The following is a 12,306-nucleotide window of genomic DNA, read 5'->3' as shown; positions in this document are numbered from 1 at the left end:
TCCTAAAGTTTGTTGCGAAGCTATTTGATCAAACTTTCCTAAAGTTTGTTGCGAAGCTATTTGATCAAACTTTCCTAAAGTTTGTTGGGAGATCTTTAAAACCTTCTTCTGCCGGTCCTCAAGCTGCTTCTCATCGCTCGGTGTCCTGCCCACGAAGCGGTCAGCGTATCGCTTCTTCCTGGCGTTCATCTCTCCTCCTCATCCTCAGGTTTGCCATCTCCAAATAGCTCTCCGGCGTCATCTTAAAATTCCTCGTATTGAGCATGAAACTATCAATTAAGTCAGCCTGCTGCCTGCTCCAAATCTCATTTGGCATGCGCTTAACCCAATCGGCATAATAGTGGATGAATTCCAGCCTCTCCTTCTTATTCCTCTCAACATCAAACTTCAATTCCATACTCCGCTCCTCTGACGTTTAATGCGTTCATGAATCTCCTGAGTAGACTTACATCCATCTCGCCCTTAAAAATGTCCCATAAATATACCGCATCCTCGATATCCTTGTCGCTACCTAAATAGAGCTTGTAAGGTATTTGAAGTTCGATTGGAGAGATAAACAGATGTCTTCCGCCCATTACTAGTTCCAACCTGTTAGTGAGAGCGTATCTATCAAAATCATCTTTCACAAATTTCAGTTCAATATTCGGTATTATCGACTCTTCCTTTGCAACCCTCACCCTCAATCCCTCTTCAAGCATTTCATATAATCCATCCACATCCTCGGGATTTAAAAAATAATAGCCCCCTTCGCGAAGCTGCTGGTAAAAGGTGGCAAAGTCCTGGTTATCCATGTGCCTTATGATTGTATCAATATCCTCAGTACCACGTGCCCGCCCAAAGAGAATCGCCACGTATCCACTTACGACTACGTAATCTGTATAATTCTCAAGTAAACTATTGAAATCCAGGACAAACTCATCCAGAGTACTAAAAACCCTGGTTTCAATAGTTATCTTCCCCTGCTCATACTTCAGTTCCATTGTTATTACTTTCCACCTCTGATTTTGGTCTCTTACACACCTCTTGCGTCAAGTTTCAAGCATCTTTTCAGCAAATTTTAAATCGCTACTCTCTGCAATCATCCAATCTTCACTTCTCTCCATCCTTTATTTATTACACTATCTCCGCATAAACCCTTAAGTACCTTTCGGCGATCTGTCGCCAATCGAATTCCTCTTCGGCTAATTTCCTGCTGTTATCGCCCATTCCCTTTCTCTCCTCGGGATGATCGATCAAATACCGTAGCTTCTCCGCCAACTGCTGCGCATTCGCAGACTCGATCAGAAACCCGTTCCAGCCGTCCCGTATCTGCGCCGGAATCCCTCCAACGTTCGTGCCTACCACGGGCTTACCTGCTGCGAGCGCTTCGGTCAGAACCACGCCAAAGCCTTCCTCTAACGAGGGCAGGACAAACACAGCGCAAGCCGCGTATAACGCTTTTAAATCCGCGTAAGGCACGAATCCCGTGAATTTCGCTTCGAGTTTTCGCTCCTGAGCGTACGCCCTCATCCGTTCCGCATAGTCGCTATCGAGATTCGTGTTCCCCACCACCAGGAACAGTACATCTTCGTTCTGTAAAAGCTCCGCGGCTCGGAGCAGGTATTCCACACCCTTCCGCGGCGTTATCGTACCGGCAAACAGCACCGTGGGCCTTCTATCAAGTCCGTACTTTGTCCGCACTCGTTCCACCTCGGCCTCATTTACATTGAAATCGGCTAACATCACGCCATTTGGAATTACTTTTAATTGCTCTGCTGCAATACCCCTCTCGACGAGTTTAGCCCACAACGGCTCGTTTAAGACCACGCTTCTCCGCACTCGTCTCATCACAAACAAATCCGGTGAAAAGAGCTTTAACACTAGGGATACTGAGAAATCCAGACCGAATCGCGTCTTCTCTTCTCCGATGTGCGCGGTATACACTATCTTTTTTCTAAGTCTCCTGTTCAGCAGCACGAGTATACAGGCAGCAAAGGGAAAGTGAACATGAACAATATCAAATTCGTTCTCCTTTAGATATCGGTTTGTTTTGGCAGCGACCGCAAATCCGTCTCGAATAAGCCGTACCAAGCCCAAAGGGCTTTTAATAAGTGCATAAGGCGCTGCCGGCAGCTCATTCGCATGAAACCGCACGTAGCGGACGCCATCGATAAGCTCTTCGCTCGGCAGTGTTCCGTGGTCGCGCTCCAATACCGTCACCTCGTGCCCCTTTGCTGCACTACACCTCGCCAGATAATACACCACAGAAGAGACGGACCCTTCACCTGCCAGGGCTCGCTCGCCCGGCGTGCCATAATCGTCAAAGAGGTGCACGATCCTCATGCTCTCCCCCTAACGTACTTCATAAACATTTTCGCCGAATGCCACAGTCGTCTCGCTTCCGCAAGTCCATTCCGCCTCAGAACCTGCCGCACCGCAAGCGGGACGTATCGAAAAGAGAGGTAATACTGCTTCAGGAGCTCATCCACCGCGTCCGTTATCTCCTCATTCGACAACAGGGGATACGAAACGATAGCCTTTTGATGCCCGTGCTCATCTAAATACCCTCCGGGATCGTCCGTTGTCAAATAGCCGTTCGCCTTACACCACGTATAGAACTCGGTTCCCGGAAATGGAGACGCAACCGCGACTTGCAAGAGCTCCGGCCTCGTTTCCCTTATCAGCGTTCTCGTCTCTTCTATCGTCGCTTTCGTCTCGCCCGGCAGGCCAATGATAAAATCGGCGTGCACTAGCAAGCCTGCCGCTCGCGCGTCCTTTGCAAATCGCTTTATCTGCTCGACGGTAATTCCCTTCTTAATATTCTTGAGGATCTCATCGCTGCCGGACTCGTATCCCACAATCACTAAACGACAATGTGCTCGCTTCATCGCCCTCATCGTTTCATAATCCAGACCAACCCGCGCATTGCACGCCCAGGTTATGTTCAAACCTCGTTCTTTATACTCGTTGCAAAACGCCAAAACTCTGTTCTTCTTTTCTAAAGAACGGTTTATCGTGAACGTATCATCCTCGAAAAAAACCTCCTTGACTTCCGGTAAGTTATCTTCTATCCATGCCAACTCATCCAAAACGTTCGGGATACTTCGCACCCGGTACTGCCGTCCCATCAACGTCTGCGGCCATGAGCAGAACGTGCACTGATAAGGACAGCCCCGGCCCGTGAAGATTTGCACTTCTGGATACAGCGAGCTACCCAAAAAGTAATCCTCGATGTTCAAGTGGTTCTTGTAAACGTTAGAGACAAACGGAATCCGGTCCAGATCCTCTGAAGCGGTAAATCCTCTGTCTGGATTATGTCGTATCCTTCCGTTGTTCTCTTTGTAGGATATCCCCTGTACCCCCGCAAGCTTGGTACCGTTCTCTACAGTATCTGCGAGCTCTTTTATGGTGTAATCGTACTCAAATCGCGCTACTATGTCTATACCGTTATTATCTAAAATCTCATCCGGGAATTGCGAGGCGGGAGGGCCAACGAGAACAATACAACTCCCGGTAATCTTCTTCAGCGCTCCTGCAATGTCAATATCATTTTGTAAACTTGGAAAGCTGCTATCGATAACAATCAAATCCGGCTTAAACCGATTAACATCTGTTATAACCGCTTCTCGATCCCAATTCCATGCCGGAGCATCCACCAACCTCGTTTCGTGTGCCTGCTCAACAAGAGCGGTGGCATAGGATAACCAAATGGGATAATATAATGTCCCGCCTCTGCCAGTATCTTGCCATCGCATCCCTCGCCCGAAATGCGGCAAATACGGCGGATTTAAGAGGTACACTCTCATTTCGCATCACATTTTTCGCAGTATACATGCTGATTCATCCTCGTCCCGTATTTGGTCGACCGCCTTTCTATACATTTTCTCTTTATCTCCTCCACACCTAAGAATAAGAGTTCTCCTTCATCATCTACCAGACTAATGTTGTAACCCAATGAAATTAAAAAATCAAATAGCTTAAAATCTGCAGTCGTATGAACTTCTATGAGTAACTTCGGATGATAGTGTGTAAGAACATTCAAACCTCCTTTGAGAACAGAAAATTCAGCACCCTCAACATCTAGCTTCGCCATACTCGGTGTAGCATTTAATTGATTCACAACACTGTCAATAGTTCTTACCTTTACAGTTTGACTACCGCTACCAAAATGGCCACCCATACTACTTTCCACAAAATAGCTCTCCCCATCAAAATCAGATAATGCCACATTCATAGCTATAATGTTATTAGAGAGTTCATTGAGTTCTATGTTCTTAACTAACACTTGAAAAGCTCTTTGCTCTGGTTCGAAAGCAATCACTTTACCGCCCCCCTCAACCAATTCAGAAGCCATCAGAGAGTAATACCCTTTATAAGCACCGACATCAATGAATACATCCCCAGCCTTCACCAATTTTTGTAATAAGGAAATCACTCCAGGCTCGACGCCCTCATATCCAAAATACAAACCCAAATCCTTTCTTGGCTCAATTAACATTTTGTACTTTCCAACACTTATCATACCTTCTTTAGGTAGCAGAACTTTTGCAATTTTTGTCCCGACAGGAAAGAATATGTGTATTAATCCTGCTTTGCCTAATGCCTTTATGATCCCTCTCAATAAAACCTTCATTTTGTCAATCCTCTAAGCATCCCCACGCCATACCCCCAGAACCAAATCGCGATCAAGGCCCAGTAGGTTAAGAAAGAGCGCAGCTTCGTCTTCACGCCGAGATACAGGCTCATCAGACTGATCCCTACACCACCGCCAATCAATAGTGCCACGGCACCCCAGAAATACGTAAAATCCGTGAAAGACAGCACTAAGAGCACGGCAATTACTGCGATGATCACAGACGGTGTGAAGTGATACCATTTTCCCGTCCGCCAATGCAGTTTAATCGCCTGCATGCGCCCTATGCCGTACCGGTAAGCCATCTCCATAAAGCTCTTCCAGGTTGGTCTCCGATAATGAAACACTCGTGCGTCTGGTGTGTACAAAATTGTGTAACCCCGCGCTCTTATCCTGTAGTCAAGCTCCTCGTCGTCACAGGTAATGAGCCTTGAATTAAATCCACCTGCCGCCTCAAAGATACTCCTCCTGTACGCACTGTTACAGGTTGGATTATGGTATATCTCCCCAACTTTATCCGCATCGAATCCATATCTCGGCCCGGGATTACTCAAGAATCGTAAAACTGCTCCGACGCTACGCGCAAACGCCGTATCATCGTCCGGCGTTGTGTTCGGACCGCCGACCGAGGCAATCGTCTCATCACTAAACTCCCTGACAAGATTCGAGAGCCAATCTCCGGCAACCACACAATCCGCATCGGTGAACACGATATAAGCTCCTTTTGAATACGCAACTCCCACATTCCGTGCTCCACCGATCGTTCCTTCATCTTCATACACCACGGTACAGCCATACCTCCCGGCGATCTCCACGGTCTCATCACTCGAATGCCCATCCACGATGATGACTTCGTACTCCCCCTTCGGATAATTCTGGCTCGCAATTGATGCGAGGCACTTATCGAGTACCGCGCCTGAGTTCTTCGTTGGAATGACGATTGAAACGCCTTTTACCATCGCGCTCACTCACATGCCCTCGCCGCCAGCGATTATGCTGAGGAAAAGCGAGGAAAAAATCGTTTGGATGCCCACCACCAGCAAGGTAAACGCTGCGATAGTCTGATCCACCAGCGGCACCGCCAGGTACCCGCTTTCGACCCAGTTCCAGAGCAGATAGAGCGTCACCACAAACCCCAGGAGGAATAGCACGAGTCCTGCGAGTACGCCACGCTCCAAAGACAAATGCTGCGCGATTACCTTCGAGGTTCTATCGGGATTCCGAAGACCGTGCTTGATCGTGTAGATCTTGGCGAACAAGCCCAAAAAGAGGATCTGGTAACCGACGAACGCAAATAAACACGCAGCAATCATCGCATGAAAGCCTAACGGCAGCTCCCAAATGTTAAATGGCGCCCAGATCAAAATGACCAGGAGTAACCCAAGAGCAAATAAAACAGTACCGGGCCAGAAAAAGAGCATATCCGGTGCATTCAAGAGGATGAACTTGAGATGCCGCCAGCCATCAGAAAAAGAGCTTAAATTAGGCGCTGAACCTTTCGCGCGCGGATAATAGGTAATCGGTAGTTCGGTAACCCGTAAACCCGTCAGCAAGGCTCGCATAACCATCTCCGAGGCAAACTCCATACCATCCGTCTTCAACGCCATACGTTCGTATGCTGCTCGGGTGAATGCGCGAAAGCCCGAATGGCAATCGCTGATCTGCGCCTTATTCGTTTTATTCACGCACCAAGTAAGCAATGGATTGCCGATGTACCGGTGCAGCCAAGGCATCGCCCCGCTCTTGATCTCGCCCTTGAATCGGCTTCCCATTACCAGATCGGCCTCTCCGCGCTTCAAAGGCTCTAACAACCGCGGGATATCGTTAAAATCGTACGTGTTATCGCCGTCGCCCATTATGAGGTAATCGCCTGTTGCATGCTCGAAACCGAACCGGTACGCATAGCCATAGCCCGGTCTATCGGGCACGACGACTTTCGCGCCCAGCGTTCTTGCTAGTTCCGGCGTGCTATCGGTCGAGTTGTCTGCAACGATGATCTCACCGTCGAGCTGACGCTCGCGGAATACCTCCTGTATCTTCTCGATGCAGATGCCGATCGATTCCTCTTCATTCTTCGTTGGTATTACCACGGATACTTCGGTCATGTCATGCACTTTAAAATCTCTTGTTCGCCGTCGTCAGTCTATGTATATCCAAATGTGCCTTTTCAATTCGTCACTCCGAGCCAGAAAATATAATCGGGATCCTTCAGCCACGCTTTCAGCTGCGGGGCCCACGCGAATACCCTCTCTTCGCCCTTCTCAAGCATTACAACCGCTTTTCTAACGCCCCTTTGGAAGATCCGCATGCCGTTCGTTTCTTTCAATCGCTCGACGAGCGCCATGAGTTTTGCGACCACCGCTCTATTTGTTACTCCTCTTCTCCTCTCAGTCTCTCTAATCAGTCCGTTGATCGCGGCTCTTCTCTTCTTCGGCCTTATATACGCCATTGTTGCACGATACAGCGCCTTCTCCATCCGGTTGAGCTTCCTCCAATTACCGCGCCTCTTACCCTTCTTGAGGTTTTCACGTAATAGCTCGTAGGTCAGTTCCATTGTTTACTTCACCGCTACTCACAACCCCAAATACGGCAAGGCAGATATCCTACCAGTGGATTCTGCAGCAAAAGGAATTCTCGTTCGATTGAACATGCAAGCCTTCCTCTGAGGTCATATAAATGTACATTTGCAATTGACCGCATAAATAACTTGCGGTAATGGTTCTAATCGTGCCATTCTTATGTATACCGCTCATAGTCGGTTATTCAGTTCTGGCGACGAAAAGCGTTTTGGCAATGTAACGTGGCACCTTGACGTTGTTTGCAGCAACAACAAAAAAAATTCTCTTTACAGACCGATTTGCAATACGGCTATTATGAGCAGCGTTGCACAGCGCGCCAGCTCGTTCGAAGCACCAACAACATCCCCACTCACCGCGCCGAATTTTCGTTTCGCAATAGACGAAACGACAACCGCGACGATGACGCCCGTGAACACGAGAACGAACCGGAACGAAAAAGTTAACAGTACCACAAAGATCACGGCGGACAGAAGCGCTACCAGATAGTTCAGCGGCGATGCAGACCGTATAAACTGCGACCCCAGACCCTCAGCACTACTGGATGCCTTACCAAGTACCAGGCACGTGTTCATACTCAGCTTTGCCGCAACTTCCGCGATTACGAACACTCCTGCGAATCGGTGCAACGAGCCAAAATCAAACGTAAAACCAGCCGCTGCGGTCAAATCTGCGCACACCGTCTCTATAGCGAATAAACTCAAGAGGAGAACAAGAACAACGGCGAACAAGCCCGCGATTCCTATAGTATTGTCCTTCATCGCCCGTCGCTTCTCCTCTTTGCTCCCAGGCGCCATCACACCATCAAAGAAATCCGCTAACCCGTCCAGATGCAGCAGACCCGTAACGAGGTAAAGCGCGAGTAGTGTGAGCACCGCGGCAATCTCCGTCGCGGTACCTAACAACCCAAACACGCCAAACGCTACCACGGCTACCACGAACCCAATCACTACGCCAACGAACGGGAAGAGGTAACTCTTAGCTTTGACCTCTTCTATCTGTACATGCTTCCTTACAGGTATCTGCGTCAAGAAACTGATGAGATCGAGCATCGCTCTATTATCCTTTCCTTCCGACCGGCATTATGTATAATGGATCCTCCTGCTCTTCTAGGTTCATGATGCTCGTGACGTCGCTATCAGTAAACGCGCCTATCGTTACCGTGCCGAGATCTAAGCCCACTGCCTGGAGATAAACGTTTTGCGCCGCGTGTCCCGCTTCCATCTGCACATATCTCTCGCCGCGTTCCTGATATTTCCCGGTCGTGCGCTCATAAATAAACAGCAGTGAATACGATATCGATCGCAGCATCGCGTATGCCGTCCTGTCCAAGTGCGGCATCTGCAAGCTCGGCCCGTAGGTCGCCATCCCGAACCTTCTCCAGCTCGTGCTCTGCTGGCCTATATCGATAAACGCCCGTATCAATACCTTCTACATCGCCGATCACCACGTAAAGCTCAAGCGGATAGAGCGCACCAGCAGAAGGCGCGGTTCGTCCGCCCCACGGTGCGGTAATACCCTGAGCAGCCCAGAGGAGCTGCGATACTTCCTCCGTTGTCAAATTCCCACCAGAATAAGTTCTTGTTGATCTCCGTTGTGCTAACGCCTCCTCCACTGAGGTCTCACTCGCGTAGCGTGGTTCTGAAAGTTTTAATCTCTCCCCCACGTCCATCGTCTCCATCCCGTTCGTTTGCATGGGTTCGGCAGGTTTAGGCTGCTCGTGCGGAATGAGGTCCGAGAACGCTAGTGTTGCGATAGTTGTGACTACCACAAGTGCTATAATCACGCCTATTGTCACTGTTTTAGTTGGCAATCAAATCAAATAATAGACAAATGTAGAGAGATTAAAAATTCATCACAGTAGCGGATGCTATGATATGTGAAATGATCTCACCTGCCAACCCACCCAGCTTCCGGAATAAAATCGAGAAGAAAGCGAATTACATCGCGGGCTATGCTATTCTATAACGGTTTCCACTCTTTTCGATGAACCCTTCGTCTTGTAATTGAACGAGCGCCTTTTTTACGCGTTCCGATTCCATCTTAAGCGTTTGCACGAGTTCGCGTTCGGACATCGTCGATTCAAGCGTGAGCGTTCTGAGAATCATACCCCTGAGTTCCCGGTTAGAGCCTCTAAAGGCTGATTGCTTGTGATAGTGTGCGCTTCGCCAATTGGGATTCGGATGCTGCTGCTTGAGCATTGCCCCGTAATCCATAAGCGCGTAGTACCACTGTCTTGGATGAGCGGTATCAAGGGTCTGTTCGACTAACGGGAGGATTTCGGTATCTTTTATTTCGCCTCGATCGTGAAAGAAGAAATGGATAAACACCGTGCGAATATTGGTCTCGATAAATACCGTAGGTTGATTAAAGGCAAAGGTAGCGATTGCAGCAGCAGTGTATCTGCCAATGCCCGGAAATGTCTGTAACTCATCTTGCTGAGAGGGAAGCGTGCCGTTGTATGTCGTTACAACCAGCTCGGCGATCTTCTTCAGCGCGATGGCGCGTCGATTATAGCCCAGCCCCTGCCAGACCCTCAGGATCTCCTGAAGCGGCGCCTGAGCAAGCACGTGAAAATCGGAAAATGCCGTGATGAATGCGTCGTATTTCCCAATCACGCGTTCGACTTGCGTCTGCTGGAGCATAATCTCCGATACGAGGATGTGATAGGGATCATCCGTCTCGCGCCAGGGCAGCTCGCGACCATGTTCGTGGTAATACGCATAGATGAGCTTTTGAAATGCGCGGCGCGTGGAGTCTTCTGTAAGAATTTTTCTTTGTATCGATTGCTCAAACTCGGTGAAGAATCTTCGCTCCGCGTCTGTAGTATCGTAATGAGCCATTTTTATGTTTTTTTCCTCAAATTATCCGCCCTCTGTGTCATTAATTGGCCGCTTCAGTAACCTTCGGATCTCCTCTACCGCCAGGTGTCCTTCGGGCGTATCTTCCAGAATGTACAGAATCGAGCCCAGAAGCAGAGCAGCAATTCCTAGTGCTATAGTGGTCGGAGGGAGGCTAATGAGCAGTAAGATACAGGAAACCGCCCCGAGGGTGGGGAAGAGTGTGCCCAGCGGCGTCTTAAAGTAGCCCTTCTCAGGGGGCATCTGCTTCTCTTTCTTAACCAACATGAATGCACTTACATTCACGAGAACCATCGTGCTGAGCATCGCGGCATTCGTAAGATTCACAATGAAGTTCAAATCACCATACACAATAAGCCCTGCGGTGATTACTGAACCGAGAAGAATAGAGTTGAACGGCTGGTTATTTTTGAGCCTGGCAAACCTTCCCGGAATCTGTTTTTCGCTTGCCATCTCCAGTGTGACTCTCGATGCACCAATGATATTCGCATTTGCTGACGACAGTGCGGATATCATAGCTGCCAGTGCCACTATCGTACCGCCATAGGTACCGAGCAGTACAACAGAAGCATCGAACACGCTTTTACTACCATAAGAAGGCAAGTTGGCACAGATGAGTGCAATGATCACACCGAGGTATATAGTCGCCACGATACCGATCGATGCCAGAGTTGCCCTTGGAACTGTTTTGCTGGACTCCTTGATCTCACCGCCCATCATGCTGACCACCTGAAAGCCCATATAAGCAAAGAAAACCATCGTCATCCCTTGCAGTACTCCACCTACTCCATGGATCAGGAATGGTACAAAGCTCGTCCTTTGGATGTGTATCAATCCTACAATCGCGAACAAGATGAGGATGGTAATCTTTACAGCCACGAGACCCACTTCCAGCTTGCCGGCTTCTGAGAGCCCCCTGAGGTTCAGGGCTGTGAGCAGAATCACTGCAGCTATGGCAGCCAGTCGGGGGTCAATCTCTGTTCCAAGCAGCAGATTGAGGTATATCCCGAAACCGAGCAGCACGAATGATGTGGCAATCAACATGCTGATATACATGGCCCACCCTGCGAGAAAGCCCGGATAATCTCCAATCATCCGTCTGGCATAGAGATATCCTCCTCCGTCTTCTGGAAATACACTGGCAAGCGCAGCATAGGATAAGGCTGAGAAAGAGACTATCACACCGCAGAGCAAATACGATAGTAGGGCTGATGGCCCAGCAAGGTCGATAACCATCCCGCTGAGTACAAAAACGCCGGCGCCGACCATCGTGCCCACTGCAAATGCGATGGCTGCAAACATGCTCAGTCCCTCGCTGCGCTTCACCTTATCGCTCATTAATTATGTACCCGTTAACTCTTGGAGTTGGAGAGAACAACGTTTTACGTGTATGCGAAGTAGCGATGTCGTGTGAATGAGCATACGCGAACCGTATGTCCGCTGTTAGGTGCCGTTCCCTCGCGGGGTTTTATGTGCCAGTTCTTCCATCAACTCCATCTGGATTTCTTGAATCTCCAGAAGCCTCTGCCACTGTTTCATAAGAAGGTGGTCTATTTTCTCATGGAGATGACGAATCTCCAATTCAGCTTTGAGATTTACCGAATAATCGTGTTCGGATCGCAAGCGATCTTTAGATTCTTGACGGTTTTGACTCATCATGATGATGGGTGCTTGAATAGCAGCGAGACAGGAAAGAACCAAGTTGAGGAGAATAAACGGATAGGGATCAAATGGCCTCAAAATTAAAACGACGGAGTTTATCGCAATCCATAAGAGAAGTGCGCCGAAAAAGCCGATGACAAAGCCCCAGCTTCCGGCATATTCGGCCATCTTGTCTGCCAAGCGTTCCCCCAATGTGAGTTGCTGGTCAAATTCGATATTAATGTTCTTGGACAAGAGTTCTTGCTCCTCTAAACTTCTTAGGACATGCTCCTCTAAAGCCGAAAGTTCGCCCTTTTCCGTCTCGAGAACATCCTTTACATACTTCGCTCTGAATTGATCGAGGTCCGAAGAACAAATAAAACCGCTGGGGGACCAAGCAGGGTGTGTCTTCTTAATCGCTTCGACCAAAGGTTCACGAACGAGTTCCGCGGGTATAACCTCGCTTATTCTCTTCTTCTGTCCGCAAATTTGACAAAGAACCGTCTCTTCTTCCTCCCGTGGCATAGTATCATCACCTCTAAAACTGCTCCTACGCGTCTTAAAGCAAAAGAATTGGTAATTGATTCGTCGAACGAGGTATATAAATTTTGTGGTG

General features: G+C 48.7%; 13 protein-coding genes and 1 pseudogene. All 14 read right to left on the bottom strand.

The window, feature by feature from the left end; genetic code table 11:
* Nucleotides 1-189, bottom strand: a 189-nt coding sequence (locus JW878_02995) for a hypothetical protein (protein MBN1762035.1), incomplete at its 3' end; no start/stop codon positions are given.
* Nucleotides 161-397, bottom strand: a complete 237-nt coding sequence (locus JW878_02990) for a hypothetical protein (protein ID MBN1762034.1) — start codon at nucleotides 395-397, stop codon at nucleotides 161-163. The genes JW878_02990 and JW878_02995, both read right to left, overlap by 29 nt.
* Nucleotides 381-980 carry a hypothetical protein gene (locus JW878_02985; protein ID MBN1762033.1) on the bottom strand — a complete coding sequence of 200 codons (600 nt, stop codon included), beginning with the start codon at nucleotides 978-980 and terminating at the stop codon, nucleotides 381-383. The genes JW878_02990 and JW878_02985 overlap by 17 nt, the downstream gene beginning before the upstream one ends.
* A gap of 133 nt (nucleotides 981-1,113) precedes the next feature.
* The gene (locus JW878_02980; GenBank protein MBN1762032.1) at nucleotides 1,114-2,322 is read right to left on the bottom strand and encodes a glycosyltransferase family 4 protein; all 1,209 of its coding nucleotides are present in this window, start codon (nucleotides 2,320-2,322) and stop codon (nucleotides 1,114-1,116) included.
* On the bottom strand, nucleotides 2,319-3,785 hold the full coding sequence (locus JW878_02975; GenBank protein ID MBN1762031.1) for a radical SAM protein: 1,467 nt from the start codon (nucleotides 3,783-3,785) through the stop codon (nucleotides 2,319-2,321). The genes JW878_02980 and JW878_02975 overlap by 4 nt, the downstream gene beginning before the upstream one ends.
* Nucleotides 3,782-4,612, bottom strand: a complete 831-nt coding sequence (locus tag JW878_02970; GenBank protein ID MBN1762030.1) for an FkbM family methyltransferase — start codon at nucleotides 4,610-4,612, stop codon at nucleotides 3,782-3,784. The genes JW878_02975 and JW878_02970 overlap by 4 nt, the downstream gene beginning before the upstream one ends.
* Nucleotides 4,609-5,580 (bottom strand): glycosyltransferase, encoded by a 972-nt coding sequence (locus JW878_02965; protein ID MBN1762029.1) that lies wholly within the window; start codon nucleotides 5,578-5,580, stop codon nucleotides 4,609-4,611. The genes JW878_02970 and JW878_02965 overlap by 4 nt, the downstream gene beginning before the upstream one ends.
* The gene (locus JW878_02960; protein MBN1762028.1) at nucleotides 5,581-6,717 is read right to left on the bottom strand and encodes a glycosyltransferase; all 1,137 of its coding nucleotides are present in this window, start codon (nucleotides 6,715-6,717) and stop codon (nucleotides 5,581-5,583) included.
* Between the two features lie 62 nt (nucleotides 6,718-6,779).
* The gene (locus JW878_02955; GenBank protein ID MBN1762027.1) at nucleotides 6,780-7,166 is read right to left on the bottom strand and encodes a hypothetical protein; all 387 of its coding nucleotides are present in this window, start codon (nucleotides 7,164-7,166) and stop codon (nucleotides 6,780-6,782) included.
* 291 nt (nucleotides 7,167-7,457) lie between these two features.
* Nucleotides 7,458-8,240, bottom strand: coding sequence for an adenosylcobinamide-GDP ribazoletransferase (gene cobS, locus JW878_02950; GenBank protein ID MBN1762026.1), 783 nt, complete (start codon nucleotides 8,238-8,240; stop codon nucleotides 7,458-7,460).
* Nucleotides 8,241-8,247: 7 nt separating this feature from the next.
* Nucleotides 8,248-8,884: pseudogene (locus tag JW878_02945) on the bottom strand (SagB/ThcOx family dehydrogenase).
* Nucleotides 8,885-9,140: 256 nt separating this feature from the next.
* Nucleotides 9,141-10,031, bottom strand: coding sequence for an A/G-specific adenine glycosylase (locus JW878_02940; GenBank protein MBN1762025.1), 891 nt, complete (start codon nucleotides 10,029-10,031; stop codon nucleotides 9,141-9,143).
* Between the two features lie 21 nt (nucleotides 10,032-10,052).
* Nucleotides 10,053-11,387, bottom strand: coding sequence for an amino acid permease (locus JW878_02935; GenBank protein MBN1762024.1), 1,335 nt, complete (start codon nucleotides 11,385-11,387; stop codon nucleotides 10,053-10,055).
* 105 nt (nucleotides 11,388-11,492) lie between these two features.
* Nucleotides 11,493-12,215 (bottom strand): DUF1003 domain-containing protein, encoded by a 723-nt coding sequence (locus JW878_02930; protein ID MBN1762023.1) that lies wholly within the window; start codon nucleotides 12,213-12,215, stop codon nucleotides 11,493-11,495.
* Between the last annotated feature and the right edge of the window lie 91 nt (nucleotides 12,216-12,306).

This window comes from Methanomicrobia archaeon (assembly GCA_016930255.1).
In the GTDB taxonomy this organism is placed as follows: Archaea; Halobacteriota; Syntropharchaeia; order Alkanophagales; family Methanospirareceae; genus JACGMN01.
This window is presented reverse-complemented; position numbering and strand designations above follow the sequence as displayed.